General features: G+C 56.5%; 28 protein-coding genes. 19 read left to right on the top strand and 9 right to left on the bottom strand.

Going from position 1 to position 24,922, the window contains the following annotated elements; translation table 11 throughout:
• Positions 1-49: 49 nt before the first annotated feature.
• Positions 50-1,630, bottom strand: coding sequence for a peptide ABC transporter substrate-binding protein (locus QT230_RS06125; protein WP_308320695.1), 1,581 nt, complete (start codon positions 1,628-1,630; stop codon positions 50-52).
• Between the two features lie 227 nt (positions 1,631-1,857).
• Between QT230_RS06125 and prfB the strand changes: the two genes are divergently transcribed.
• From prfB to QT230_RS06090, 7 genes are all read left to right on the top strand, one after another.
• Positions 1,858-2,956 (top strand): peptide chain release factor 2 gene (prfB, locus tag QT230_RS06120; RefSeq protein ID WP_374694407.1). Its coding sequence is split into 2 segments (ribosomal slippage): positions 1,858-1,932 and positions 1,934-2,956, totalling 1,098 coding nucleotides; the frame shifts between segments, so codons are not numbered across the junction.
• 34 nt (positions 2,957-2,990) lie between these two features.
• Positions 2,991-4,502 (top strand): lysine--tRNA ligase, encoded by a 1,512-nt coding sequence (lysS, locus tag QT230_RS06115; protein ID WP_308320694.1) that lies wholly within the window; start codon positions 2,991-2,993, stop codon positions 4,500-4,502.
• Positions 4,503-4,586: 84 nt separating this feature from the next.
• Positions 4,587-4,973: a hypothetical protein gene (locus tag QT230_RS06110; protein WP_308320693.1), complete on the top strand. Its 387-nt coding sequence runs from the start codon at positions 4,587-4,589 to the stop codon at positions 4,971-4,973.
• Positions 4,974-5,178: 205 nt separating this feature from the next.
• Entirely contained in the window at positions 5,179-6,582 is a 1,404-nt protein-coding gene (locus tag QT230_RS06105; RefSeq protein ID WP_308320692.1) for an MFS transporter, read from the top strand.
• Between the two features lie 41 nt (positions 6,583-6,623).
• The gene (locus QT230_RS06100) at positions 6,624-6,932 is read left to right on the top strand and encodes a BolA/IbaG family iron-sulfur metabolism protein (protein ID WP_308320690.1); all 309 of its coding nucleotides are present in this window, start codon (positions 6,624-6,626) and stop codon (positions 6,930-6,932) included.
• Positions 6,929-7,801, top strand: a complete 873-nt coding sequence (locus QT230_RS06095; protein ID WP_308320689.1) for a hypothetical protein — start codon at positions 6,929-6,931, stop codon at positions 7,799-7,801. The genes QT230_RS06100 and QT230_RS06095 overlap by 4 nt, the downstream gene beginning before the upstream one ends.
• Complete coding sequence (locus QT230_RS06090) at positions 7,791-8,234, top strand: GNAT family N-acetyltransferase (protein WP_308320688.1); 444 nt, start codon at positions 7,791-7,793, stop codon at positions 8,232-8,234. Before QT230_RS06095 ends, QT230_RS06090 begins: the two co-directional genes overlap by 11 nt.
• Positions 8,235-8,253: 19 nt before the next feature.
• Here QT230_RS06090 and zapB read toward each other — a convergent pair whose 3' ends face one another.
• Complete coding sequence (zapB, locus tag QT230_RS06085) at positions 8,254-8,448, bottom strand: cell division protein ZapB (protein WP_022520215.1); 195 nt, start codon at positions 8,446-8,448, stop codon at positions 8,254-8,256.
• A gap of 131 nt (positions 8,449-8,579) precedes the next feature.
• Positions 8,580-9,215 (bottom strand): 16S rRNA (guanine(966)-N(2))-methyltransferase RsmD, encoded by a 636-nt coding sequence (rsmD, locus tag QT230_RS06080; protein ID WP_308320687.1) that lies wholly within the window; start codon positions 9,213-9,215, stop codon positions 8,580-8,582.
• Between the two features lie 90 nt (positions 9,216-9,305).
• Between rsmD and ftsY the strand changes: the two genes are divergently transcribed.
• The 4 genes from ftsY (at position 9,306) to rpoH (ending at position 13,401) form a co-directional block, all read left to right on the top strand.
• Positions 9,306-10,601 (top strand): signal recognition particle-docking protein FtsY, encoded by a 1,296-nt coding sequence (gene ftsY / locus QT230_RS06075; protein ID WP_308320686.1) that lies wholly within the window; start codon positions 9,306-9,308, stop codon positions 10,599-10,601.
• Complete coding sequence (gene ftsE, locus QT230_RS06070; RefSeq protein WP_308320685.1) at positions 10,598-11,266, top strand: cell division ATP-binding protein FtsE; 669 nt, start codon at positions 10,598-10,600, stop codon at positions 11,264-11,266. The genes ftsY and ftsE overlap by 4 nt, the downstream gene beginning before the upstream one ends.
• A complete protein-coding gene (gene ftsX, locus QT230_RS06065) occupies positions 11,263-12,306 on the top strand; it encodes a permease-like cell division protein FtsX (RefSeq protein WP_308320684.1) in 1,044 nt (347 codons plus the stop codon). Before ftsE ends, ftsX begins: the two co-directional genes overlap by 4 nt.
• A 228-nt stretch (positions 12,307-12,534) precedes the next feature.
• Positions 12,535-13,401 carry an RNA polymerase sigma factor RpoH gene (rpoH, locus tag QT230_RS06060; protein WP_308320683.1) on the top strand — a complete coding sequence of 289 codons (867 nt, stop codon included), beginning with the start codon at positions 12,535-12,537 and terminating at the stop codon, positions 13,399-13,401.
• Positions 13,402-13,503: 102 nt separating this feature from the next.
• Here the strand turns inward: rpoH and slmA are convergent, their stop codons facing one another.
• From slmA to coaBC, 5 genes are all read right to left on the bottom strand, one after another.
• Positions 13,504-14,112, bottom strand: coding sequence for a nucleoid occlusion factor SlmA (gene slmA, locus QT230_RS06055; protein ID WP_308320682.1), 609 nt, complete (start codon positions 14,110-14,112; stop codon positions 13,504-13,506).
• Positions 14,113-14,131: 19 nt separating this feature from the next.
• Positions 14,132-15,031, bottom strand: coding sequence for an acetylglutamate kinase (gene argB / locus QT230_RS06050; RefSeq protein WP_308320681.1), 900 nt, complete (start codon positions 15,029-15,031; stop codon positions 14,132-14,134).
• Between the two features lie 97 nt (positions 15,032-15,128).
• A complete protein-coding gene (locus QT230_RS06045) occupies positions 15,129-16,523 on the bottom strand; it encodes a phosphomannomutase/phosphoglucomutase (RefSeq protein ID WP_308320680.1) in 1,395 nt (464 codons plus the stop codon).
• A gap of 35 nt (positions 16,524-16,558) precedes the next feature.
• Positions 16,559-17,017, bottom strand: coding sequence for a dUTP diphosphatase (gene dut, locus QT230_RS06040; RefSeq protein WP_308320679.1), 459 nt, complete (start codon positions 17,015-17,017; stop codon positions 16,559-16,561).
• Complete coding sequence (gene coaBC / locus QT230_RS06035) at positions 17,014-18,324, bottom strand: bifunctional phosphopantothenoylcysteine decarboxylase/phosphopantothenate--cysteine ligase CoaBC (protein ID WP_308320678.1); 1,311 nt, start codon at positions 18,322-18,324, stop codon at positions 17,014-17,016. The genes dut and coaBC overlap by 4 nt, the downstream gene beginning before the upstream one ends.
• A 140-nt stretch (positions 18,325-18,464) precedes the next feature.
• On the opposite strand from coaBC, the gene radC reads away from it, so the two are divergent.
• From radC to ald, 7 genes are all read left to right on the top strand, one after another.
• The gene (gene radC / locus QT230_RS06030; protein WP_308320677.1) at positions 18,465-19,139 is read left to right on the top strand and encodes a DNA repair protein RadC; all 675 of its coding nucleotides are present in this window, start codon (positions 18,465-18,467) and stop codon (positions 19,137-19,139) included.
• 257 nt (positions 19,140-19,396) lie between these two features.
• Complete coding sequence (gene rpmB / locus QT230_RS06025) at positions 19,397-19,633, top strand: 50S ribosomal protein L28 (RefSeq protein WP_008959893.1); 237 nt, start codon at positions 19,397-19,399, stop codon at positions 19,631-19,633.
• 53 nt (positions 19,634-19,686) lie between these two features.
• Entirely contained in the window at positions 19,687-19,842 is a 156-nt protein-coding gene (gene rpmG, locus QT230_RS06020) for a 50S ribosomal protein L33 (protein WP_007111734.1), read from the top strand.
• A 167-nt stretch (positions 19,843-20,009) separates the two neighbouring features.
• On the top strand, positions 20,010-20,852 hold the full coding sequence (gene mutM / locus QT230_RS06015) for a bifunctional DNA-formamidopyrimidine glycosylase/DNA-(apurinic or apyrimidinic site) lyase (RefSeq protein WP_308320676.1): 843 nt from the start codon (positions 20,010-20,012) through the stop codon (positions 20,850-20,852).
• 63 nt (positions 20,853-20,915) lie between these two features.
• Entirely contained in the window at positions 20,916-22,106 is a 1,191-nt protein-coding gene (locus QT230_RS06010; protein WP_308320675.1) for a class I SAM-dependent rRNA methyltransferase, read from the top strand.
• 34 nt (positions 22,107-22,140) lie between these two features.
• Complete coding sequence (locus QT230_RS06005) at positions 22,141-22,575, top strand: thioesterase family protein (protein ID WP_308320674.1); 435 nt, start codon at positions 22,141-22,143, stop codon at positions 22,573-22,575.
• A 174-nt stretch (positions 22,576-22,749) separates the two neighbouring features.
• The gene (gene ald / locus QT230_RS06000; RefSeq protein WP_308320673.1) at positions 22,750-23,868 is read left to right on the top strand and encodes an alanine dehydrogenase; all 1,119 of its coding nucleotides are present in this window, start codon (positions 22,750-22,752) and stop codon (positions 23,866-23,868) included.
• A gap of 111 nt (positions 23,869-23,979) precedes the next feature.
• Here the strand turns inward: ald and QT230_RS05995 are convergent, their stop codons facing one another.
• On the bottom strand, positions 23,980-24,228 hold the full coding sequence (locus QT230_RS05995) for a SlyX family protein (protein WP_308320672.1): 249 nt from the start codon (positions 24,226-24,228) through the stop codon (positions 23,980-23,982).
• A 112-nt stretch (positions 24,229-24,340) separates the two neighbouring features.
• Here QT230_RS05995 and QT230_RS05990 point away from each other — a divergent pair, with 112 nt between their 5' ends.
• Positions 24,341-24,886, top strand: a complete 546-nt coding sequence (locus tag QT230_RS05990) for a cold shock domain-containing protein (RefSeq protein ID WP_308320671.1) — start codon at positions 24,341-24,343, stop codon at positions 24,884-24,886.
• Positions 24,887-24,922: the final 36 nt, after the last annotated feature.

Genomic DNA, 24,922 nt, shown 5'->3' with positions numbered 1-24,922 from the left:
CCGAGGGTGTAGCGGTAGTCAGTTGTGATAAAAAACGAACTACAGGAAATCAATCGTCGAAGTGAACCCAGCGCGAGCGATGGATATCTTCAATATTGGTTTCCCAGCCGGAAATGTCGGGGCTAACAAGATTGCGCGAGACGTAGTAGTAGATCGGTAGCGTAGCGCTATTTTCTAGGGCGATGGTCTCTGCCTCGGCCATGATGTCGGCTCGCTTATCCAGATCCTGGGTATTCGCGGCTTCGCTCATCAGTGCATCAAACTCTGGCGAGCTGTAGGCACCGTAGTTATTGGCGACGTTACTCTCCAATAGGCTTAGGAAGTTTTGGGCGTCGTTGTAGTCACCAATCCAACCGGCTCGAGCAACGTCGAAGTCGCCCTGACGAATATCCGCGTAGTGAACGGCTACCTCCGAATTATACAGCTCTACCTCAACGCCCAGGGGCTTCCACATGGCAGCAATGGCGATGGCGACCTTGCGATGGTCCTCGCTGGTGTTATAGCGCAGCATGAGTTCCAGCGGATTGTCTGGGCCATAGCCGGCCTCTTGGAGCAATTCACGGGCGCGTTCCAAACGCTCTTCCTGAGAAAGCTCGACGAAGCTGGCGGTGGGGGCTTCATAGTGGCTGACGTTAGGCGGCACAAAACTATATGCAGGCAGTTCGCCAGTACCGAGAATTTGGTCTGTGATGACTTCGCGGCGAACGGCCAGGCTAAGCGCTTCACGCACACGCGGGTCAGTGGTCGCATGGCCGTCACGGGCATTGAAAACGTAGTAATAAATACCGAGGTAGGGGGCCACCTGAACGGCTTCTGGCAGGTTATCCATCAGCCAGTCGTACTGCTGAGTCGGAAACTCTCGGGCGATATCGATTTCGCCTGCACGGAAGCGGTTGAGCGCTGTATTGCGTTCTTCAATGGGGAAGTAAACAATTTCGTCCAGTGCTATCTGATCAGCATCGTGAAAATTGGGGTTGCGGGAGGCTGTGATACGCGTTTGCGACTGCCAGTCCTCTAGCTGAAAAGCACCGTTGGAGACCATGTTGCCCGGCTTGGACCACTCATTGCCATGTGCTTCCACCGCGTGGCGTGGCAGCGGATAGGCGGTGTAATGGGAGAGCTGATCTAAAAAATAAGGCGTTGAACGTTCTAGGGTTACCTGCAAGGTAGTCGCGTCTATGGCCTCGACACCCAAGGTGCTGGTAGCGGCGTCGCCTGCATAGACGGCTTCGGCATTTTTAATCGGATACAGCAGGTAGGCGTAATTAGCGGCGGTGGCTGGCGATAAAATGCGCTGAAAGGCGAACACAAAGTCATCAGCAGTGACAGGTTCACCGTCCGACCATTTGGCGTTGTCCCTTAGCGTGAAGGTGTACACTGTGCCGTCATCGGAGATTTCCCAGGATTCGGCAACGCCGGGAATGCGTGTGCCATCGGCTGCTTCAGTGACCAGGCCTTCAAACAGGTCACCCACCACATCGTTTTCCCAGGTGCCGCTAATTTTATGCGGATCTAGAGAGGCAGGTTCGCCCAAAATCGCTATTCGCAGCGTATCTGCCTGAAGAGGGGCGGCAAAGCCAAAAGCCAGCGCTATCGCCACAGGGCCCATGAGAGTGCGAGTTTTTAGCATTCTGATCTCTCCAATATTGTTCTAATACGGTTGTTTGACTATCTGAGCTCTAATTAAGTACTAGCATCGGTGAAAAGCAGGCGTCTATCAGAAATTACACATGCAGCTATACGCAATTTCGATAGTGACGGAGCTAATGGTTGTTGGAAGCCAATTTCGCTACACTATGCGCTTTTCTGATCGATACACTTCTGTACGATCCGAGTTGACAAAGCTAGGGCGATCCCATGTTGGAAACCAATCCGATTCACAACCAGCTCAAGGACCTGTCTGAGCGGACAGACGTTCTTAGGGGGTATCTTTGACTATGCCGAGAAGAAGGATCGGCTAGAAGAGGTCACCCGCGAACTGGAAGATCCCAATGTCTGGAACGATCCAGACTACGCGCAGAAGTTAGGCAAAGAGCGCGCCTCCCTTGAAGCCATTGTGGCCACCATTGATGACCTTGAGCAGGGCCTTGGCGATAGCCGAGATCTGCTCGAGCTGGCTGAAATGGAAGAGGACGAGGGCACTGTTGAAGAAGTGTGCAAAGAGCTGGATAGCCTGCAGGCTATCCTTGAAAAGCTTGAGTTTCGGCGCATGTTCTCCGGTGAAATGGATCAAAACAACGCTTATCTGGATATTCAATCCGGCTCCGGCGGTACCGAAGCCCAGGATTGGGCCAATATTTTATTGCGCATGTACCTGCGCTGGGCGGAGAGCCATGGCTTTAAAGCCGATATCACCGAAATCTCCGCCGGTGAGGTGGCGGGCATTAAATCGGCCACGGTGCATATTCAAGGCGATTATGCCTTCGGCTGGCTGCGCACCGAATCCGGCGTGCACCGACTCGTGCGTAAAAGCCCCTTCGATTCAGGTGGCCGTCGGCATACTTCCTTTGCGTCGGTATTTTTGTCGCCGGAAATTGATGACAGCTTCGAGGTAGAGATCAATCCCTCGGACTTGCGCGTTGATACCTACCGCTCCAGCGGCGCGGGTGGTCAGCACGTTAACACTACCGATTCGGCGGTGCGGATTACCCACGAGCCCAGCGGTATTGTGGTGGCCTGTCAGGGGCAACGCAGCCAGCACGCCAACCGCGATTTTGCCATGAAGCAGTTGAAAGCGCGGCTGTGGGAATTGGAGATGCAAAAGCGCAATACGGCCAAGCAGGAGGCCGAGGACTCCAAGGCCGACATCGGTTGGGGCAGTCAGATCCGCTCTTACGTGCTGGATGATCAGCGCATCAAGGATTTGCGCACCAGTGTGCAGTCCAGCAACTGCGATAAAGTGCTCGACGGGGATATTGACCAATTTATCGTCGCCAGCTTGAAGCAAGGCTTGTAATTTTTTTAGCGTTTGAACATGAACAGGGTGCCCCATGGCTAACCAAGACGCGTCTCCTGCAGACAACGAAAACCACCTGATTGCCGAGCGCCGGGCCAAGCTGACCGCTCGCCGCGAGCGCGCCGCTGAGCAGGGAAAGAGTGCGTTTCCCAATGACTTTCGCCGCGACAGCTTAACCGTTGAGCTGCAAGATGCCTTCGGCGATAAAGACAAGGTCGAGCTTGAAGCGTTGGATCACCACGCCTCGGTGGCGGGCCGCGTGATGCGTCAACGCGGCCCCTTCATCGTTATTCAGGATGTGGCTGGGCAAATCCAGCTCTACGTGGATAAAAAAGGCCTGCCTGCCGACGTGCTGGAAGACGTTAAAAGCTGGGACATCGGTGATATCGTCGCCGGCCACGGGCCGGTGCATAAATCCGGCAAGGGCGATCTGTACGTGATGATGAAAGAGGCGCAGCTGCTCACCAAGAGCCTGCGTCCGCTGCCGGATAAGTTTCACGGCCTCACCGATATGGAAGCCCGCTATCGCCAGCGCTATGTAGATCTGATCATGAATCCACAGTCGCGCAAGGTGTTTGAAACCCGCGCAGCGGTGATCAGCTCCATGCGCCGCTTCTTTGAAGCCCGCGGCTTTATGGAAGTGGAAACGCCGATGCTGCAGCCGATTCCGGGCGGCGCGGCGGCGCGCCCCTTCATTACCCATCACAATGCGCTGGATATCGATATGTATCTGCGTATTGCGCCGGAGCTTTATCTCAAGCGTTTAGTGGTGGGCGGCTTCGAAAAAGTATTCGAGATTAACCGCAACTTCCGCAACGAGGGGCTTTCGACTCGCCATAACCCAGAATTCACCATGGTGGAGTTCTACTGGGCCTACGCGGATTACCGTGATCTGCTCGATATGACCGAAGCCATGCTGCGCACCGCCGCTGAGGAAGTACTCGGTAGCACGGTGATTGAGTATCAGGGAGCGAGCTACGATTTCGGCAAACCTTTTGCCCGTTTGACCTTGCGTCAGGCGATCCTTGACCATGGTGATGGCATTGCCGACAGCGATCTGGATTCGCTGGAAGCGGCACGGGTCACTGCTGAGAAGCTCGGCATCAAGGTCAAAGAGAGCTGGGGCCTGGGTAAGGTGCAAACGGAGATCTTTGAAGAGGTCGCCGAGCATAAGCTCGACCAGCCGACCTTTATCACCGAGTATCCGGCGGAAGTCAGCCCATTAGCGCGGCGCAACGACGCTAATCCCTTCGTCACCGACCGCTTTGAGTTCTTTGTCGGTGGGCGCGAAATCGCCAACGGTTTCTCGGAGCTTAACGATGCCGAAGACCAGGCGGAGCGCTTCCGCGCCCAGTCAGCGGAAAAAGACGCCGGCGACTTGGAAGCGATGTATTACGATGCGGATTATGTGCGTGCATTGGAGTACGGGATGCCGCCTACCGCCGGCGAAGGCATCGGTATCGACCGCCTGGTGATGCTATTCACCGATAGCGCCTCGATTCGCGATGTGCTGCTATTCCCGGCGATGCGCCCTGAAGTGGACTAACACGCTAAGATAGCGGATGAAAAGTTGGTAAGGGCGCGTTATAGCGCCCATAATGGTCAACGTTTCGACGGCGAGGAGAATCCCATGAAACTGCTTAACCGCTCCGCACTGAGCGTCAGGCCGACCCAGCCCTTTGTGGACTGGATCAACGCGCTGGAACCCACCATGGGAGACGATGACCTGACCCTGGACGACGTCGAGCGCGAAAGTACCATTTACCTAATTCCTGAGATGGATACCCCGGAAGCGCTGGAAACATTTGTGCGCGAGCGTTACCTGGAAATCCTTGAAACTGAGCTGCGCGCTTGGGAAGAGGATGAGCGCCAGTGGCCGGATAAACTGGACTGGGAGCTGTTCCAGGCATATGTACGCGTTGAGCACAGCTATCTGGCGATCGACCTGGATGACGAAACGGCATTAGAGATTTCAGAAGTCGATGATGCGCTGCTGCTCGATAGTGAGCAGGATTAGCCGTTAGCGTGCTAGTATCTTAGCCAAGCTCAGTGTTTGCCTGCGCGGCTGATAGTTACTCGCCAGCGAGTAACTGATAGCAAGTAATAGCGTATCAGCAACCGTTAGATAGCGCACTTCGAGACCGGCTTAGGCCGGTTTCTCTGTTTCAGCCATTTCGTTTGGAAAATCGCCCTTTTGGTACTCGCCTCTTAGGAACTTGGTCATGAGACTGTTTGAAGCCCGCCCCGGCGATGATGGCCTGCCTGGGCCTGAGCGTGCCTTGGCCGTACTGGCGCTGGTGACCGGTACGCTAATGGCGGTGGTCGACACCACCATGATCAATCTGGCGCTGCCCACCATCGCCGCTGATTTAAACGTGTCAGCTTCCCGGGCGGTATGGATTACCAACCTGTTTCAGGTCGTGTGTGCGGCTTTTTTGCTGGTGTTTGCCGGCATTAGTGAGTTAATTACCCGGCGCAGACTCTACCTGTTTGGGCTGGCCACCTTTGTCGCTGCAGCGCTGGGGGCGGCGCTATCGCGCAATTTAGAAACGCTGCTAGTGTTTCGCGCCTTCCAGGGGCTGGGGGCCGCCGCCACGCTGTCGATTGGCCCGTCGCTCTATCGGGCGATTTTTCCCTCTCGGTTGTTGGGCAGCGCCCTTGGTTTGAGTGCATTGGTCGTGGCCGGAGGCTACGCAGCAGGGCCTACGCTTAGCGGCGTGATCCTGTCGTTTGCCGATTGGCCCTGGCTGTTTGCGCTCAATGTGCCGCTGGGGCTCTGTTCGCTGTGGCTGGCCAAGCGGGCGTTACCCCGTGAAGAGCGTCGTCAAGGCAGCTTTGATGTGGCGGGGGCGCTGCTCTCCATTGTTATGCTGGCGAGTTTCTTTATCGCCATGGATGCCGTGAGCCACGCCGCACCCGTTTGGCAAAGCGGCGGCTGGGCACTGCTGGCGGTACTGGCCTGTGTGGGATTTATTGTGCGCCAGCGTCGTGCGCCTTATCCGCTGCTGCCGCTTAGCGTATTTGCCGAGCCGCGCTTTACGCTGGCTGTCTCGGCCTCAGGGCTGGCCTTTATTGGTCAGGGGCTGACCTTTGTAGCGCTGTCATTTTTCTACCAAGAGCAGATGGGCTTTTCACCGTTGGAAACCGCGTGGCTGTTCACCCCCTGGCCGCTGGCCATCATGCTCGTTGGCCCCATCGCTGGGCGCTTGGCCGATCGTATTAATCCCAGTATTCTCTCTAGCGCGGGGCTTGGCCTGCTTATCATAGGCCTGATCGCACTGGCGCTAGTCGATGAATCAACTGGCGTGGCGGGAAGTCTATGGCGTACCGCGCTATGCGGTATTGGCTTTGGACTGTTCCAGCCGCCCAATAATCGCGAAATGATGGGTAGTCTTCCGCCGGAGCGCAGTTCCAACGTCTCTGGGGTGATGAGTACCACACGCACCGTAGGGCAGTCGTTTGGGGTGGCACTTGTCGGCGCTGCCTTGGCGCTGGGCTGGCCAGTGCAAGTGACGCTTTGGCTGGGGGCAGCGACCACACTGCTGGCACTACTCGCGAGCGTTGCGCGAATGCCGCAGGCAAGGCGAGCGCTACACGCCCGTCGGGCATCGTCTGCGGAGCAGTAAGCGCGTACAATAAAGTGGTTTGTGTTCCTAAGGAGAACTCCATGACGCTGCAGGCTCAGATTGAGCAGAAGTTAGCGGCACTCACGCCCGACGTGCTGCAGGTTGAAAATGAAAGCCATATGCATAACGTTCCTACTGACTCTGAAACGCACTTCAAAGTGACCCTGGTGAGTGATGCCTTTGACGGCATGATGCCGGTGAAGCGTCATCAGCAGATTTATGCGCTGCTGGCCGATGAACTATCGGGCCCTGTGCACGCGTTGGCGCTGCATCTTTATACGGCCAGTGAGTGGCAGGCGCGGGGCGGCGAACGCCCGAATTCACCTAACTGTCGCGGCGGCGGAAAGTGACACAGGAAGTTATTCGGCGGCACTATTTGGAGGCCATGGGAATCACCGCCTGGGCCGCTAAATACCAACTGCCTAATGCTTTGCCTACTGAGGCCTGCGAGTGGGAGGATTCGACGCCTGCTGCGACGCCTCCCAGGGAGCAGCTGCAGGCGCTGTTAGATGATGCCCCCGCGCCCAGGCGTCAAACGGCCAAGCCTCTGGCACCAGAAGCTCCAGCGTCAAAAAGCCAAGCCGCAGATGAAACCATTGCCTCGCCCTCGGCGGTGCGGGCGCTGTTGGGCCAAGACAAGCCGGGGCCAGCCAGTCAGGTGGCTGCGCAATCCGCTACGGCCACTGAAGCAGCCACCGCTAAGCCTGCCAAACCATTGGCGTTCTCATTCTCGTGTGTATGTCTCGAAGGCCGTTGGCTGATGCTGCAGGCGGGGGAAATGAGCGTACTTGAGCAGCAACTGCTGGCTAACCTGCTACAGGCCGCAGGGATTCAGCAGGGAGCCCTGCCGGAAGCGAGCCACTTCACTTGGCCGCAGATGGCCAACGCGTTTACGGTGGAAGACCCGCTGGATGAAGCCCGTGAAGGTTTGGCCGCGTTTATCGCTGGTGGCGTGAGTCGCCAGGGATGGCAGCTAGAGCGGCTGCTCTGGTGGGGTGAACTGGGGCCCGAGCAGGCGCCCTTGGATCGCATCCTGAATGTGACTGAAGGGCAAAGCGAGACGCTCGCGTTGCCTGTATGGCAGGGGCCTGAGCTTGGATCGTTGCTCGACGGTAGCTGTAGCAAGCGCGACCTTTGGCCAGCGCTGATGACGCTAGGTCAGCATTGGGCGTCTGCACGCTCAGAAGGCGCTCAGCCAGAAATCTCAAATGATCGCTGAGCTCAATGTGGAGCACTTGGCTTCACTCATTGCGCTTGAGCGGCAGGCGCAAAGCGGTACCTCCGACTCACAAATGCTGGAAGCCTTGGGTAGCCAGGATACCTGCGTGTTGGGCTGGTGGCAGGATGAACAGCTATTGGGGTACGCCATCGTGGCGCGACTGCCGTTTGAAGCGGAGCTGCAAGCGATCGGAGTGTTACCCAAATGTCGCCGCAGCGGCGCGGGCCTGGCGTTGATGAAAGCAGTGCAGGCGATAGCTCAAGGTTGGTTCAGTGAGCGGCTACTGCTCGAAGTACGAGTGGGGAATCTTAGCGCTATACGGCTTTATCAGCGCTGTGGGTTTAGTGAAGATGGCTGTCGGCGGGGCTACTACCCAGCGGCAAAAGGGGCCGCCGGGCGTGAGGATGCACTGCTGATGTCCCTGGTACTCTAGGCAGCAGCGTATCAGGCGGTTAGGGTGTGCTGGATGTTTCGAGGCTGTCGAATTTGCTGAGCAGGCTGTTTAGGCGGCGCTCCCACTCTTCACGCTCCTCTTTCAGCTTGGCGTTTTCGCCGCGCAGCTCTTCATTTTCCAGTTTCATCATCTCCAGCGCATCAACGGTGTCGGTGACTTTCTGTTCCAACTGATTAAATAATTCCAGACTCATGTATCTCTCCCTAGCGTAAAATGAGTACCCAAAAAGGTAATAAAAAAGCACCCTAGAAAACAAGCGGGAAGCTTGCAGTAAGGACGAATGAGGCGAGCGTAACGCCACCGCCCCGTGGCGGCAAGCGCTGTTTACGAATGCTGACGCTGATAGAGCCGCGCGGTGCTCTCGCCAGCCTGGGTTTCGCGGTGTAAATGCCAGTTAGCGGGCACTTCGGGTGGCAGCGAGGTCTCGGTTTCCAGGTAAACCATTGCCTCATCCGATAGCCAACCGCCGCGCTCTAGCGCAGCACAGCATGGCGCGGCAAGCTGCTGATGGAAGGGCGGGTCGAGAAATACCAGCGCGTAGGGCGTCGCAGGCTGTGTCAGGTAGGCCTGAACATCGTTAATATGCACTGCGCTGCTTGCGGTAATGTTGAGTGATGCCAGGTTGGTCGACAGCTGTGCTGCCACCCGTGGGTCGCGCTCAACGAACTCGACACGAGCCGCACCACGAGAGAGGGCTTCAATGCCTAGCGCGCCGGTACCTGCGAATAGATCCAGAACGTGTTGCCCGTAAAGCTGTTGTCCTAACCAGTTAAACAGCGTTTCACGCACCCGGTCTGGGGTTGGCCGTAAACCGGGACTATCCAGCACCGGCAACTGACGGCGACGAAATTCGCCGCCGATAATGCGTAGTTTTCCAAGTGGCTTACCAGATGATTTGTCAGTCCGCTGGGCAGGCGTGCGGCGGGACGTAGAGGATCGAGGGGGGCGTTGTCGTGTCATAAGGCGGATTGTAGCGGGCTGTTTATCCAAAGTCTTGGGTTACGGTGTTAGCATAACCTTAATGTTCACTATTTATGTCGGGTAACACTCATGTTTGGTTTTTTTAAGCGTAAGAATAAGCAAGATCAGCAGCAGACGACTCAAGACCCGCAGCAGGCGCAGGAAGAGCAGTTAAAAGAGCAGTTAAAAGAGCAGCCTCAAGAGCAAGCCGATGAGGTGGAAAGTGCAACGCCCGACGCTTCCAATGAAGAGGTTGAAGAGAGCTTAAAGGCACCGGAAACTCTGCCAGAGCCAGAGCCAGAGCCAGAGCCAGAGCCAGAGCCAGAGCCAGAGCCAGAGCCAGAGCCAGAGCCAGAGCCAGAGCCAGAGCCAGAGCCAGAGCCAGAGCCAGAGCCAACACCCGCGCCTGCGTTGCAAGCCAAACCGGTGGCTAAAAGCGACCAAAAGGGTTGGTTTGCGCGTATCAAGTCAGGCCTGGGAAAAACCCGCGCCAATTTAACCGACGGTATCGCCGATCTGTTTTTAGGTAAAAAACAGATCGATGACGAGCTGCTGGAAGACTTGGAAACGCAGCTATTGATGGCCGATGTGGGGATTGACGCCACTAGCGAGATTATTGGCCGCCTGGAGGCACGCGTCTCGCGCAAGGAGTTGAACAACCCTGAGGCACTCTACCGTGGCCTGCAAGAAGAGTTATCTACCATGCTGGCGCCGGTGGCCAAGCCGCTTGTGCTTGAGAAGGCAGGCACAGGGCCCTTTGTTATTTTAGTCGTGGGCGTTAACGGGGTGGGTAAAACCACCACCATCGGCAAGCTCACCCAGCGTTTTCAGCGCGAAGGCAAAAGCGTCATGTTAGCGGCCGGTGACACCTTCCGTGCCGCGGCTGTCGAGCAGCTCAAAGTATGGGGCGAGCGCAACAAGGTACCGGTAATTGCTCAGCACACCGGCGCCGACAGCGCCTCGGTGATCTACGATGCGGTAGCGGCTGCCACCGCGCGGGGGATTGATGTACTGATCGCTGATACCGCCGGGCGGCTGCACAACAAAAGCCACCTGATGGAAGAGCTGAAAAAAGTCCACCGGGTGATGCAGAAGCTCGATGACACCGCGCCTCATGAAGTGATGCTGGTGCTGGATGCGGGCACCGGACAGAATGCTATTTCTCAAGCCAGCACCTTTAATGACGCCGTGCCGGTCAGCGGTATTACGCTCACTAAGCTGGACGGCACCGCCAAAGGCGGAATTATTTTCGCGCTGGCCAAACAACTGGAAACGCCGATTCGCTTTATTGGCGTGGGGGAGGGCATCGACGATCTGCGCCCCTTCGAAGCCAATGATTTTGTCCAAGCGCTGTTTGACCGCCAAGAGGACGATGCCAGCGCATGATCGCTTTTGAGCATGTGGGAAAACGCTACGGCGGACGTTTTGAGGCGCTGGCGCATCTTAACTTTCGGGTTGCCCGGGGCGAGATGGTGTTTCTTACCGGCCACTCCGGGGCAGGGAAAAGCTCGCTGCTACGCCTAGTGATGCGTCTTGAGAAACCTAGCCGCGGTCGCGTTGTCGTAGCGGGCCACGATATTGCCCAACTGCATGCCAGCCAAGTGCCGTTCTATCGACGCCAAATTGGCGTGGTCTTCCAGGATCACCAGCTGTTATTTGATCGTAGCATTTTTCACAATGTCGCCCTGCCACTGGAAATCCAGGGCATTGAGCCTCGTGAGTCTGCACGGCGCGTGCGCGCCGCGTTAGACAAAGTGGGGCTGTTGCATCGTGAGAAAGCCCTGCCTATCGAGTTGTCGGGCGGTGAGCAGCAGCGGGTGGGCATTGCCCGGGCGGTGGTCAATAAGCCCGCGTTGCTGTTGGCCGATGAGCCGACGGGTAATCTGGACCCACAACTCTCGGCGGATATCATGGGGCTGTTTGAGGACTTTAACCGGATTGGAACTACGGTGATGATCGCCAGTCACGACCTGGCCCTGATTGCCCGGCTGCGCCATCGTATTTTGCGTTTAAGTGATGGCCGTTTAGTCGCCGATGAGGGGGCGGTATGAAGCCGTCGACGACGCCAAAGCGCCGACAGGGCGCGGCGTTAAAGACGCCGCGCAAGGTTGCTGCTAAACCAGCGGTGGATAAAGCCCCGCAGCGAGGCGCCAGATCGCAGCAGACGCGCTTTTCAAGCCGTTTGCGCGCCTGGGGTCGCCATCACCGCAGCATGGCGTGGGATAGCTTTCAGCGCCTGGTGCGCTATCCGCTGGGTAATCTGCTGACCATGTTGGCGATCGCTATCGCGCTGGTACTGCCCGCAGCGCTGTGGTTAACCCTGGACAGCGCGCGCCTGTTGGATGCGGAGCTTGATGAGAGTGCGACGTTAACGGTTTATCTTGAGTTGACTGCTGACGATGCCCAAGCGCTACGTATCGAAGAGGCGGTTAACGCGCAGCCCAACGTGCTCGAAACCCGGTTGATCAGTGCCGAGCAGGGGATGGCGGAGTTCCAGCAGTCGCTGGGGCTGGATGATGCCCTGGCAGGGCTGGAGAGCAATCCACTGCCTATCAGCATGGTGGTGCGCCCGGAAAGCGTTGACCCGGTTGCCATGCAGCAGTTGGCCAGCCGCCTTGAAGTGCTTTCTGGCGTTGATGAGGTGCGCCTTGACCTGGCCTGGGTGGAGCGGTTGAGGAACCTGGCGGAGTTGGGCCGCCGTGTGGCGCTGGCGCTGGGGGCGCTGTTTGGCTTAGGCGTGCTGCTGGTGGTCGGCAATACCATTCGTCTATCGGTAGAGAGTCGTCGCCGGGAGATTGAGGTGGTCATGCTGATTGGTGCTACCCATGCCTTTGTCAGGCGGCCTTTTCTGTATAGCGGCGCTTGGTACGGCTTGGGCGGTGGGCTATTAGCGCTGGGGCTGTTAGGCCTGGGCAATCACTGGCTTTCCCTACCGGTAGCTGCGCTGGCGGCAAGTTACGGGGCAAGCTTTTCGTTACCCCAACTTGACGTGACAGGCTCTACAATTCTGCTATCTTGCAGTACACTACTGGGCTGGCTGGGTGCCTGGCTGGCGGTGACTCGTCATCTCTCAAGCATTCGGCCAAGATAACTGCTTGGTTCTAGACAGCTAGTTCTAGGCGGCGAATGCGCTAATGTTGAAATACTTAACGTGCGAACTTTATCCTAGCGTAAAGGTCTCAGTATCACAGACACAGACTTTGTATCACTGAACTAGTATCGCTAAATAGTATCACTGAATTAGTATCACGGTTTTGTAATAGGTTATTGATAACGTGCTACGTCAACCACGATGGGTTACAGGGGAGACCACCTGCACATGAGCACTAGTCTTTTACCGGTGGGTCAGCTTTCACCCGGCGGCGATCTGGGCGGTTATATCCGCGCAGTCAATGGAATTTCGGTTTTAACAGCCGACGAAGAGCGCGAGCTAGCCTATCGCCTATACGACGAGGGTGATCTTGAAGCTGCACGTCGTTTGGTACTTTCGCATTTGCGCTTTGTGGTACATATCGCGCGCAGCTATTCAGGCTACGGGCTGCAACAGGCAGATCTGATTCAAGAAGGCAATGTCGGTTTGATGAAGGCCGTCAAGCGCTTTGATCCCAATCAAGGCGTTCGCCTGGTCTCTTTTGCCGTGCACTGGATCAAAGCGGAAATCCACGAATTTGTGCTGCGCAATTGGCGAATCGTTAAAATCGCGACAACCAAAGCTCAGCGTAAGCTGTTCTTTAATTTGCGCGGGGCGAAGAAGCGTTTGGCTTGGCTGAATAACGACGAAGTCGATGCCATTGCCAAAGACCTCGACGTCAAACCCGAAGTCGTGCGCGATATGGAAGGGCGGCTCTCCTCTTACGATGCGGGTTTTGATGCCCCAGCAGGCGATGATGAAGAGAGCAGCTATCAAGCACCGGTGTACTTCTTGGACGATGCCGCGTCAGATCCCGCCACGCAGCTTGAAGACAGCAATTTCGAGGAAGACTCGACACGCCGCTTACAGCTCGCCCTCGAAGGGCTTGATGAGCGCTCGCGGGATATTCTTCAGCGCCGCTGGTTGGCGGATAGCAAAGAGACGCTGCACGACCTGGCCGATGTTTATGGAGTCAGCGCAGAGCGCATCCGACAGCTCGAAAAAAATGCGATGAAAAAGCTACGTATGAAAATGGGCGAAGAGATGATTGCCTGAGGCTAAGCTGCGTCATTTGACGCATTTTTAGCCTCTAAAAACCGGCTCCTGCAAAGGAAGTCGGTTTTTTTTATCAGCGATAACTCTCGAGCGGCGCTTAGGCTAAGCAAGCTGTGGCGCGGGGCGCAGTAATTGGGCTGACAGCAATGACCATTGGTCTTCCCAGTGCTCGGTTGGCAGGCGCTTAAAGTCGCTGCGTACATACTGAGAAATACGCCCCTCGGCTTGAGCAGCCAATAAATTGGCGGCGGCAGTGGCCGAAATGGTGAGACGCAGACCTTCGCGCAGCTCGGCTTCACGCAGGATTTGTTTGAGCTGCATTTCCAGGCGTTCAAACAGCTGGTTGATCCGGTGGCGTAGCCGGGCGGTTTCACCGGTAAGCACGTCGCCACCCATTACTCGCGCCAACCCAGGATTTTTTTCAGCGAAACCTAAGAGTAGCGCTAAAATCGTGCCGCAACGGCTAGTCGCATCGGGAACGTCTTCTAAAATGCGCGTAATACGGGCAAAGATGCTCTCTTCAATAAAGTCGATTAGCCCCTCAAACATACGCGCTTTGCTGGGAAAGTGGCGGTAGAGCGCCGCTTCTGAAACGCCAACCTGACGGGCGAGGGCGGCTGTGGTAATACGCTTGCCGCTATCTTCCTCAAGCATTAACGCCAGGGCCTGGAGAATCTGCTCGCGGCGGCGTGGTTTTTGATCTTCGCTCATAATGTGGCCTCCGTCGCGGTTAGCTCGCGTCCTTGATTTGAGTACCTACCCCAGCGTTGGTGAAAATTTCCAGCAACACCGCGTGGGGGACACGGCCATCAATAATGTGCGAACTGTTTACCCCGCCCTTCACCGCATCCAGTGCGCAGCGGATTTTAGGCAGCATGCCGCCATAAATCGTGCCATCGGCGATCAGCTCATCCACTTGAGCGGTGCTTAAACCGGTGAGGACTTTGCCTTCGGTGTTCATTAGGCCGGCCACATTGGTGAGCAGCATCAGCTTCTCTGCATTGAGTGCTTCAGCGATCTTGCCGGCCACTAGGTCAGCATTGATATTGTAGCTGTGGCCTGCGGCGTCGACGCCAATCGGCGCAATCACCGGGATAAAGTCCCGCGCTGCCAGCATCTCGATCAGTTCGGTTGAGATCGACTCCACTTCTCCCACGTGGCCGATGTCGATGATCTCGGGAACGGTCATTTCGGGGCTTTTGTGCTCTACCTTGAGCTGTCGAGCACGAATTTGCGCACCGTCTTTACCGGTCAAACCGATCGCCTTGCCGCCGCTCTGGTTGATCAGGTTAACGATGCTTTTATTAACCAGTCCGCCCAGCACCATTTCGACCACATCCATGGTTTGCGAATCGGTGACGCGCATGCCGTTAACAAAGCGCGACTCGATGTTGAGCTTGTTGAGTAGATCACCAATCTGCGGCCCACCGCCGTGCACCACAACCGGGTTGATGCCAACTTCCTTCATTAACACGATATCGCGGGCGAAGGAGTCAATCAGGGTGCTTTCGGTCATGGCATTGCCGCCGTATTTGACCACCACGGTTTTGCCGGAGAACTGCTGGATATAGGGGAGGGCTTCGGAAAGCACCTCCACAACGACCTGGGGGTCGCGACTGGCTGAACTCATTAGGTTGTCCCTTGCGAACGTTTATTATGCTGCTAACGTTTATATTGATTGAGTGGTGAGGGTCGCACTTTCTAGGTGAGCGTGATCCCTCAAGCGCCTAGCTATCTTCAATGGGTAGCTTCAATTCTGGCGCGACGCGTTCTAGCGCGGTGTTAAAAACCCTTCTGATGCGCGCTAGGGCGGCATCATCTTTACCTTCAAAGCGCATTACGAGTGCAGGCGTGGTGTTGGAAGCGCGACACAGCCCCCAACCATCCGGGTAATCAACGCGGATGCCGTCCAGCGTAGTTTTGATACCTTCGCCGAAGTCGCCCTCACGAGCAAGCTTATCCACTAGAGAAAATTTGTTAGCGTCGGTAACCGCAATATTAATTTCAGGCGTACCAATGTCTTGGGGGAAGTTGGCGAAGAAGGTATCCGCATCATCGGGTTGGTTGGCGAGAATTTCCACTAGCCGAGCGGCGGCATAGAGGCCATCGTCAAAACCGTACCAGCGCTCCTTGAAAAAGATGTGTCCGCTCATCTCACCCCCCAACTGAGCACCAGTCTCCTTCATGCGTGCCTTGATGAGTGAGTGACCTGTGCGCCACATCTCCGGCTCGCCGCCTGCCTTGCTGATGACTTTGACCAGATTGCCGGTGCACTTGATATCAAAAATGACCTTGGCGCCGGGCTGGCGGGCGAGCATGTCGGTGGCGAATACCATCAGCAGATGGTCGGGATAAATCAGCTTCCCCGTGGGCGTAACGACGCCTAAACGATCGCCATCTCCATCGAAGGCAAGGCCAATGTCGGCGCCGGTTTCTTGCACCGTGCGCATCAGGTCCTGCATGTTTTCTGGTTTGCCGGGGTCAGGATGGTGGTTGGGGAAATGACCATCGATCTCATCGAATAGAGCCGTCGTATCAACGCCCAAACGGGCCAGCAACTGCGGGCCTAGCTCTCCGGCAACGCCGTTGCCACAATCGACAACGGCTTTGATCGGCCGGTTGATCTTAACATCGCCTAAAATGCGCGTTAAATAGCGTTCACGAATATCTTGCTGGGCGATATTGCCTTGGCCACTCTCCAGGTTGCCGGATTGAATTCTTTCAAAGAGGGCTGTAATGGCATCGCCAGAGAGTGTTTCGCCGTCCAGCACAATTTTAAAGCCGTTATAGTCAGGCGGATTGTGGCTGCCGGTGACCATCACGCCTGATTGGGTGTCTTCCAAAATATGCGTGGCAAAGTAGAGCACAGGGGTGGGCACCATGCCGATATCGATAACGTCGCAGCCGGAGGCGTTAAGGCCGCGCATTAGAGCCGCTTGCAGCCGAGCACCGGAAAGGCGACCGTCGCGGGCGACGGCCACGCTGGATTCGCCCCGCGCAGCGGCTTCCGAGCCCACGGCGCGGCCGATCAGTTCTACCGTCTCTTCTGTGAGCGTGTCGTCAACGATGCCGCGTATATCATAGGCGCGAAAAATCGAAGCGGGTACGGACCGTGCGTTCATAAAGCTTCCCGTTATTAAAACATGCCTGCTGAGCGTTACTGGCTACCGGTGCTGCCAAAGCCGCCGCTGCCACGCGTAGAGTCCTCAAAGGCGTCCACAAGCGTGAGTTCGGCTTGTACCACGGGTACCAGTACGTACTGGGCTAGCCGGTCAAAAGGCGCCAGCGTAAAGGTGCTCTGGCCGCGATTCCACACCGAAATCATCAGTTCGCCCTGGTAATCGGAGTCGATTAAGCCAACCAAATTGCCTAGCACGATGCCGTGTTTATGCCCCAAGCCAGAGCGGGGAAGGATCATGCCCGCCAAGCTCGGGTCTTCAATATAGATGGCAATGCCGGTACGCACGAGCTGGCATTCACCCGGGGCCAGCGTTAGCGGCTCGTCCAGCAGCGCGCGTAGATCCATGCCTGCCGAGCCCGCCGTTGCGTAGCTGGGGAGATAGTCGTGCAAACGCTCATCTAACACTTTGCACTGCAGGCGGGGGCGGGCACTCATAAGGGATCTCCAGATGTTTTAGTAGGTGCTGTTTCGGATGTTGTTTCTAGCAGCGATAGCGCTTGGTGGATAATGGTGGCGGCCAGTTGGGTCTTTGGCTGCGCTGCTTCTGAGCGGCTCTCGATGCCTTCTGCAGTCCTCCAGAGTAACCAGGCGGCATTCTGGTCGCTGCCGAACCCCAGGCCCGCCTGGGAAACATCGTTGGCGACGATCATATCCAGCCCTTTGCGCTGTAATTTATCCTGGGCGTAGCGCTTAACCTGTTGGGTTTCGGCGGCAAAGCCCACCACCAGCGGGCGCTGCCCGGCGGGCAGCGCCGCGATGCTGGCAATAATGTCAGGATTTTTAATTAACGTCAGGGTAAGCGTATCGCTATCGTCCTGCTTTTTGAGCTTATGCTCGGCAGGCGTTGCCGCGCGATAGTCAGCGACCGCCGCGCAGCCAATAAACATCGCCGCTTGGGGTGCTAGCCGCTGGGCTTGTACGTGCATCTGCTCGGCTGATTCAACGTCAATCCGCGTGACGCCCTGGGGCGTGGGTAGATTGACCGGCCCGCTGATCAGCGTGACCCGGGCGCCTTGTGCTGCTGCGGCGGCGGCCAGGGCAAAGCCCATTTTCCCCGAGCTGTGATTGGAGATATAGCGCACCGGATCCAGCGGTTCCTGGGTAGGACCGGCGGTAATTACCACATGAGGAGCGCTGGCCGAAGCGGATGAATGGGCATTGGAAGGCGCTGAAAACAGCGCCATTACGGCGCTAAAGACTTCTTCGGGTTCGCTCATGCGACCAGGCCCGACATCGCCACAGGCTTGATCACCGGCGTCGGGGCCTATCTGTTTCCACCCGTCTTGTTGAAGCTGCGCAACGTTGCGCTGAGTGGCGGGGTGGCGCCACATGGCCTGGTTCATCGCCGGGGCAATTAGTTTGGGGGCCTCTGAGGCCAAGCAGAGCGTAGTGAGCAGGTCATCGGCCATACCGTGCACTAAGCGAGCAATAAGGTCGGCAGTGGCCGGGGCGATCAGCACTACATCCGCCCATCGGGCGAGCTCAATATGGCCCATACCTGCTTCGGCTTCGGGGTCGAGTAAGGACGTGCGCACGGGCTCGCCGGAGAGCGCCTGTAGCGTGAGCGGGGTAATAAAGGCCTGAGCCCCGTTGGTCATCACCACGCGCACCTCACAGCCCGCCTGCTTGAGCAGGCGCACAATCAATGCGCTTTTGTAAGCAGCGATACCGGCACTGACGCCGAGCAGTATCCGTTTGCCCGCTAGCGTCGTAGCGCTTGTCGTATTAACAGCAGAGCCCATGGCAGTGATCCACATCGTCGGTCGTGAGGAGGCTTACCATACCACTGGCATCACCAATTTGGCATATTAGGGGCAAACAAGGTTAAGCTAGGTTTAGTGAGGCTTTTTTGTTGCTATGGGTGAACAACGCAGGGGGCGCGATGGGAATTAATCACTGGCCGGAGGGAGAGCGGCCCCGTGAAAAGTTGTTAAACGTAGGCGCCCAGTCGCTTTCAGACGCGGAGTTGCTGGCAATTTTTTTGCGCGTAGGTGTGCAGGGGCGCTCGGCAGTCGATCTGGCGCGGGATCTACTCGCAAATTTTGGCGGTTTACGCCAACTGTTAGAGGCCGATCAAGCAAGTTTCTGTACTGCCCGTGGTTTAGGAAGCGCCAAATACGCCCAGCTTCAGGCCACGCTAGAGTTATCGCGGCGCCATTTGGCTAGCCAGTTAGCGCGCGGCAATGCGCTGACATCACCGGCGTTAGTGCGCCATTATCTGAGTTCGCAGCTACGCCATTTAGGGCATGAAGAGTTTGCGGTGCTTTTTTTGGATACGCAGCACCGAATTATTCGCTATGAATCACTGTTTCGCGGTACCCTAGACAGCGCATCCGTTTATCCCCGCGAAGTTGCCAAGCGCGCCTTAGAACTTAGCGCTGGCGCCGTTATCCTGGCCCATAATCACCCTTCGGGTGTGGCCGAGCCAAGCGATGCTGATCGACGTATCACGGAACGCCTAAAAGATGCGCTGGCACTCTTCGAGGTGCGCGTGTTAGATCATTTCGTGGTGGGGGATGGAGAAGTCATTTCTTTTGCCGAGCGCGGCTGGCTATAAGCAGCATCAAACGAGGTGCTGTCAATTGCAGCATTGACTAAGTGGAATGAGCAGAAAAGCGCTTTTTCGGCCTTTTTTGTGGGTTTTGCTTGCTGCAAGTCGGGTGCTCTGGTATAAAGTGCCACCTTTAAACTTGGGTTGAATAACGGATTTGGGTAAAGCTTGGCGGTTAACGGCGTCGACTCCTCCCTTCCGGTCCGCCCGGCAGTTTTGAACACTCAGGTTATTATATCCTGGCCAAGCAGTTGGAGGCTCTCATGTCCAAAGTATGTCAGGTTACCGGTAAGCGTCCGGTAACTGGAAATAACGTTTCACACTCAATGCGTAAGACACGTCGTCGTTTCTTACCAAACCTGCACACCCATCGCTTTTGGGTTGAGTCTGAAAACCGCTTCGTCAAGCTGCGCGTTTCCACTAAAGGAATGCGTATTATTGATAAAAACGGTATCGACGCAGTTTTGGTTGATATTCGTAAGCGCGGCGACGCTATCTAAGCCAGCTTTTGGGGCCAAGCGTTTCGGACCAAGCATTTTGGAAGGATTAAACCATGCGCGATAAAATCAAGTTGGTGTCTAGTGCCGGTACAGGACACTTTTACACCACTGATAAGAACAAGCGGAACACGCCGGATAAGTTTGAATTTAAAAAATTCGACCCGGTCGTCCGTAAGCACGTGATCTACAAGGAAGCCAAGATCAAGTAATCGCTTCCGCGATAATGATTGGCTTCCACTGCAGGCGAGCGCCTGTTCAAAAACCCGGCCCCAAGCCGGGTTTTTGCATGCATGCCTGTTACCCGTGGCATGCTTCGCGAGCTTACCTTCACTAGGCTGTCACTATAGGCCGTTACTGTTCCCAGACATGCTCAACTATGCCCGAACTGCCTGAAGTTGAAACCACTCGCCGCGGGATTGCTCCCTATATTGAAGGTCAAGAAGTGACCGAAGTACTGGTGCGCCAGTCGCGGCTGCGCGTCCCTGTGCCCGATGACCTGGCCGAGCGGTTGGTGGGGGCGCGCATAGGAGTATTAAAGCGACGCGCTAAGTACCTGCAGTTGCCTATCCAGTCTGTGAGCGCGCTTGAATGTGATGCAGACGCAACGCTGCTATGGCACTTAGGTATGTCGGGAAGCCTGCGGATCGCCCGGGTGGGGGATTTGTCTAAAAAGCACGACCATGTGGATGTGGTCATGGCCAGCGGCTATGTGCTGCGCTATCACGACCCGCGCCGTTTTGGTTTTGTCGATTGGCAAGCCAACGATGAAACGCAGGATAAGCGGCTTGCGCACTTGGGTCCCGAGCCGCTGTCTGATGCGTTTAATGGCAAATGGCTCTACACGCTCTCGCGCAACAAGCGCGTAGCGGTGAAGCCGTTTCTGATGGATAACCAGGTGGTGGTGGGGGCCGGTAATATCTATGCGGCTGAAGCGCTGTTTATGGCGGGCATCGATCCGCGCCGCGCGGCGGGAAGGGTTTCCCGTGCGCGCTATGACGCCTTGGCCCTTGCCGTCAAAGAGGTGCTGGCAGCGGCGATTACCCAGGGTGGCACCACGCTGCGAGATTTTGTCAGTGGTCAGGGCGAGCCCGGTTACTTCGCCCAGCGTCTGAATGTTTACGGCCGCCACGGCCAGCCCTGTTTACGCTGTGGCACGGAGCTTCGCCGCATTACCCTTGGCCAGCGCGCCAGCGTGTTCTGCCCCGGCTGCCAGCGCTGATGGCAGTTTGTAGAACTTGCCCTATTGATGTGAATTGAAACGCTTAAGTTTTTGGAGATTGTTGTGACCCAACGCCTGCGCCTGAATAAAAATGCTGATCGCCGCCTCAAAGCGGGCCATCTCTGGATCTACTCCAATGAGATAGATATTAAAGAGACGCCGCTGAAAAATTTTGCGGCAGGCGAAACCGCCCTGGTCGAAGCTTCGAACGGAAAAGTCATGGCGGTGGCTTACGTGAACCCGCATTCGCTTATTGCGGCCCGGGTCATGTCCCGCGACCCTGAAATGCGTTTGGATCGCTCGCTGTTTGTGCACCGCTTTAACCAAGCACTGGCACTCCGCCAGCGCCTTTATACGCAGCCGTTCTACCGCTTGATTCACGGCGAAGGCGACTTACTACCAGGTCTGGTGATTGACCGCTTTGGCGATGTCCTCGTCGTGCAGCTCAACACCGCCGGTATGCAGGCAATGGCGGATGAGATTGTCGATGCGCTGGAAAAAGTCATCAAGCCTGAAGTGATCGTCTTCCGTAATGATACCGGCGGCCGTCGTCAGGAGGGGCTTGAAGCCCACGTTGACGTCATTAAGGGCACGCTGCCTGACGAAGTGGTGCTGGAGGAGAACGGCGCCCGCTTCGTAGTGCCCGTGCTGAATGGCCAGAAAACCGGCTGGTTCTTTGATCACCGCGTTAATCGCGAATGGATCAATCGTAGTGTGGAAGGGAAGCGTGTGCTGGATGTGTTCAGCTATGTAGGTGGCTGGGGCGTGCAGGCGGCGGTTCACGGCGCCAATCAGGTGCTGTGCCTGGATGCATCCGGCCCGGCATTAGATCAAGTCGCCCGCAACGCCGAGTTAAACGGTGTGCAGGAGAAGGTGGCGGTGAGTGAGGGAGACGCGTTTGAAGCCTTGGCGGCATTGAAGGCGGACGGTGAAGAGTTCGACGTGGTCATTCTTGACCCGCCGGCGTTTATCAAAAAACGTAAAGATATTCCCAACGGCGAGCGCGCCTATGCCCGCTTGAACCGCGAAGCTATGCGCCTGCTGGGTCGCGACGGCTTGTTGCTGTCAGCCTCCTGCTCGATGCATCTGGCGCCCGAGCGGCTAATGGATGTGGTGCGCGGCGCGGTTCGTCATCAGGACCGTCATGGTCAGGTGATTTTCCAAGGCCACCAAGGGCCTGATCACCCGGTGCATCCGGCTATTCCGGAAACGTCGTATCTGAAGGCGCTGGGCGTGCGGGTATTCCGCGACTAATCAAACGTTAAGCCACCGGCGGAGGAGTCAAGCAATGGCGTGGGCGCTACCCGAGCCTTTTGTGATCGATATCCGCGTCGCTGATGAGGCGATCGATGCTTATCAGCACGTTAACAACAGCGAGTACCTGCGCTGGGTCGAGCAGATTAGCTGGGCGCACTCGGTCGCGCTCGGCCTTTCCCTTGAGCGTTACCAAGCGCTTGATCGCGCCATGGTGGTTCACCGCCACGAGCTGGATTACTTAGCACCGGCTTTTGCAGGCGATGAGCTGCAGTTGGCCACCTGGATTGTCGATTGCGATGAGCGTTTCAGTTTGACCCGGCGTTTTCAACTGGTGCGCGTCAACGATGCGAAAACGCTGCTGAACGCCCGCACGCGCTTTGCCTGCGTGGCGCTCTCGACGGGGCGGCCCAAGCGCCTGCCCGAGGAGTATCGGCGCATATACGGCGGCGCGGTTATTGCTGAGTGATGTAGAACGAAGTGGATTTTTTTGTGCAGAACCGGCAATCGCTAGATTTTTCTCCTAAAAAACGCCTTAACCGGCGTTTTTTTTGTTTTGCTTTGCGGGGGTGGTGGTCATCGTCAACTGTGCTGTAATTTGCTTAACAAGAACACTGACCTTTAAAAGCACAGGAATATGCCAATGAAAATCGCCGTCCCCAAAGAGATCAAAAATCACGAATATCGTGTGGCTTTGACGCCGACCGGCGCGAGGGAATTAACCGGGCGTGGCCACCATGTGAGCGTTCAGGCGGGCGCCGGGGTAGGCGCAGGCTTCGCTGATGCTGACTTTGAGGCCGCTGGCGCGCAGATAGAAGCCGACGTGGAAGCGTTGTGGCGCAACGCCGAGCTGATCCTCAAGGTGAAAGAGCCGCAGCCGGAGGAAGTGGCGCGACTCACCCCACAGCACACGCTGTTCACCTATCTGCACCTTGCCGCCGAAGAGCCCCTTACCCGCGGGCTGATGGAGAGCGGTGCCACCTGCATTGCCTATGAAACGATTACCGATGCCCGCGGCGGCTTGCCGCTTCTGGCACCGATGAGCACCGTAGCCGGCCGGATGGCGGTGCAAGCCGGTGCCCATAGCCTGGAGAAAGCCCAGGGCGGTGCGGGCGTGCTGCTACCCGGCGTACCCGGTGTGGCGCCGGGTAAGGTCACCGTGATTGGTGGCGGTGTGGTGGGTGAAAACGCTGCTCGCATGGCGCTGGGGTTGGGTGCCGAGGTGACTATTCTGGACAAGTCACTAGCGCGGCTGGAAGTGTTGGACGACCGCTATCAGGGTCGCATTAAAACGGTTTACTCCACCGCCGACGCGCTGGAAACGGCCACGCGCGAGTCGGATATGATTATTGGCGCAGTGCTGGTGCCCGGCGCCGCTGCGCCCAAGTTAATCACCCGCGCCATGCTGGCCGATATGAAGCCGGGTAGTGTACTGGTCGATGTGGCGATCGATCAGGGCGGCTGTTTTGAAACCAGCAAGCCCACCACCCATGCCGAGCCGACCTATATCGTCGATGGGGTGGTGCACTACTGCGTGGCCAATATGCCCGGCGCGGTGGCACGAACGTCTACTCAGGGCCTGACCAATGCCACGTTGCCCTTTGTGCTCGCCCTGGCGGACAAAGGCTGGCAGCAGGCGCTACGCGATGATCCGCACTTCCTGCCGGGTCTCAACGTGCACGCAGGTCAAGTGACTTATCAAGCCGTGGCAGATGCCTTTGGGCTGGAAAGCAGCGATCCTGCGAGCGTTGTTGGCTGCTAAGTGTTTGGATACTGGCTGCTGGCGGCTTATTAATTAGTCGCATCGGGGCTATCGATTAAGACTATTGATCAGGGCTATTGATCAGGGCTATCGATCAGAGTTTATGTCAGCTCAGTAGTGGGGCGGCACATCATCCTCGGGACGCTGGCCGTCCTGGAATTCGTTTGCTTGTAGGGCCTGATGCTGCTCGCGCAGGCGTTCGCGCATCAGTCCGCTAAGTTGCTCAAGCTTTTCCAGGCGGCGCTCTTGCTGCACCACCGCTTGATCGAGGGTGTCCAGCCAGTGCTCTTGATGCGCTAAGCGGCTCTCTAAAGATTCAACAAGTTGGGTCAGCTCAGCAGGCGATAATTCGTGGGTCATGATAATATTGCAACCTTCTGTAGTAGTATGCCAGTGCTATTGGGAATGGGCCTGATAGTGCGGGTATTGTCCTTCGTCTGTTACCCATACAACAAGAGAGCTTTTTTTTTCTATGAATCCAAAAGTTGTGTTTCGCTGTTTCTTAATCAGTGTATTACTAGCCGCCCCCGCGCCACTTTTGTTGGCGGGGATTGTTCATTTAACCAATAGTGCCCTCGCAGAACTGTGGATGGCCGAGTTAGCAATTAGTGGTTTTAGCGGTATCTATCTTGCTGTTGCCATAGGGTGTTTTATTGTTCTGTGGGTTGGCACCTTAGCGTCAGCTGCTTTTGCGCCCTCGATTGTGGTAGCACCCGATGCCGTGGCGCGTTCTAAGACAGCATCGCGTCAACCGCAGGCGGCTGCACCTATGGACGATGATGAGGAAGAAGACATCATCGATCCTAACGATGGCCGTGAAGAGGGTGAAGTGAAGTGGTTCAATACCAACAAAGGCTACGGCTTTATAACCCGCGATAATGGCGAAGATGTGTTTGTACACTTTCGCGCCATTCGTGGTCGTGGCCCGCGTATGTTGGCAGAAGGCCAAATTGTGCGTTACCACGTGATTAAAAATGAGCGTGGTTTGCAGGCCGACGATGTGAGTATTATTGAGTAAGCGTAAAGGTAAGTCTGATTTTTGCTAGTCTGTTTT

This window comes from Halomonas sp. SpR8 (genome assembly GCF_031010195.1).
GTDB lineage: Bacteria > Pseudomonadota > Gammaproteobacteria > Pseudomonadales > Halomonadaceae > Vreelandella.
The sequence above is the reverse complement of the archived record's forward strand: the minus strand, read 5'-3'. Positions and strand labels throughout refer to the sequence as shown.

What these genes read in the sequence shown, in the direction of transcription:
- ftsY (WP_308320686.1), top strand. Translation starts at nt 9,306, where the DNA reads ATGTTTGGTTTTTTTAAGCGTAAGAATAAGCAAGATCAGCAGCAGACG.
- QT230_RS06005 (WP_308320674.1), top strand. Translation starts at nt 22,141, where the DNA reads ATGGCGTGGGCGCTACCCGAGCCTTTTGTGATCGATATCCGCGTCGCT.
- coaBC (WP_308320678.1), bottom strand. Translation starts at nt 18,324, where the DNA reads ATGGGCTCTGCTGTTAATACGACAAGCGCTACGACGCTAGCGGGCAAA.
- dut (WP_308320679.1), bottom strand. Translation starts at nt 17,017, where the DNA reads ATGAGTGCCCGCCCCCGCCTGCAGTGCAAAGTGTTAGATGAGCGTTTG.
- QT230_RS06105 (WP_308320692.1), top strand. Translation starts at nt 5,179, where the DNA reads ATGAGACTGTTTGAAGCCCGCCCCGGCGATGATGGCCTGCCTGGGCCT.
- QT230_RS06045 (WP_308320680.1), bottom strand. Translation starts at nt 16,523, where the DNA reads ATGAACGCACGGTCCGTACCCGCTTCGATTTTTCGCGCCTATGATATA.
- ftsE (WP_308320685.1), top strand. Translation starts at nt 10,598, where the DNA reads ATGATCGCTTTTGAGCATGTGGGAAAACGCTACGGCGGACGTTTTGAG.
- rpmG (WP_007111734.1), top strand. Translation starts at nt 19,687, where the DNA reads ATGCGCGATAAAATCAAGTTGGTGTCTAGTGCCGGTACAGGACACTTT.
- QT230_RS06100 (WP_308320690.1), top strand. Translation starts at nt 6,624, where the DNA reads ATGACGCTGCAGGCTCAGATTGAGCAGAAGTTAGCGGCACTCACGCCC.
- QT230_RS05990 (WP_308320671.1), top strand. Translation starts at nt 24,341, where the DNA reads ATGAATCCAAAAGTTGTGTTTCGCTGTTTCTTAATCAGTGTATTACTA.
- rpmB (WP_008959893.1), top strand. Translation starts at nt 19,397, where the DNA reads ATGTCCAAAGTATGTCAGGTTACCGGTAAGCGTCCGGTAACTGGAAAT.
- lysS (WP_308320694.1), top strand. Translation starts at nt 2,991, where the DNA reads ATGGCTAACCAAGACGCGTCTCCTGCAGACAACGAAAACCACCTGATT.
- zapB (WP_022520215.1), bottom strand. Translation starts at nt 8,448, where the DNA reads ATGAGTCTGGAATTATTTAATCAGTTGGAACAGAAAGTCACCGACACC.
- slmA (WP_308320682.1), bottom strand. Translation starts at nt 14,112, where the DNA reads ATGAGCGAAGATCAAAAACCACGCCGCCGCGAGCAGATTCTCCAGGCC.
- mutM (WP_308320676.1), top strand. Translation starts at nt 20,010, where the DNA reads ATGCCCGAACTGCCTGAAGTTGAAACCACTCGCCGCGGGATTGCTCCC.
- radC (WP_308320677.1), top strand. Translation starts at nt 18,465, where the DNA reads ATGGGAATTAATCACTGGCCGGAGGGAGAGCGGCCCCGTGAAAAGTTG.
- QT230_RS06110 (WP_308320693.1), top strand. Translation starts at nt 4,587, where the DNA reads ATGAAACTGCTTAACCGCTCCGCACTGAGCGTCAGGCCGACCCAGCCC.
- argB (WP_308320681.1), bottom strand. Translation starts at nt 15,031, where the DNA reads ATGAGTTCAGCCAGTCGCGACCCCCAGGTCGTTGTGGAGGTGCTTTCC.
- ftsX (WP_308320684.1), top strand. Translation starts at nt 11,263, where the DNA reads ATGAAGCCGTCGACGACGCCAAAGCGCCGACAGGGCGCGGCGTTAAAG.
- QT230_RS06090 (WP_308320688.1), top strand. Translation starts at nt 7,791, where the DNA reads ATGATCGCTGAGCTCAATGTGGAGCACTTGGCTTCACTCATTGCGCTT.
- rsmD (WP_308320687.1), bottom strand. Translation starts at nt 9,215, where the DNA reads ATGACACGACAACGCCCCCCTCGATCCTCTACGTCCCGCCGCACGCCT.
- rpoH (WP_308320683.1), top strand. Translation starts at nt 12,535, where the DNA reads ATGAGCACTAGTCTTTTACCGGTGGGTCAGCTTTCACCCGGCGGCGAT.
- ald (WP_308320673.1), top strand. Translation starts at nt 22,750, where the DNA reads ATGAAAATCGCCGTCCCCAAAGAGATCAAAAATCACGAATATCGTGTG.
- QT230_RS05995 (WP_308320672.1), bottom strand. Translation starts at nt 24,228, where the DNA reads ATGACCCACGAATTATCGCCTGCTGAGCTGACCCAACTTGTTGAATCT.
- QT230_RS06125 (WP_308320695.1), bottom strand. Translation starts at nt 1,630, where the DNA reads ATGCTAAAAACTCGCACTCTCATGGGCCCTGTGGCGATAGCGCTGGCT.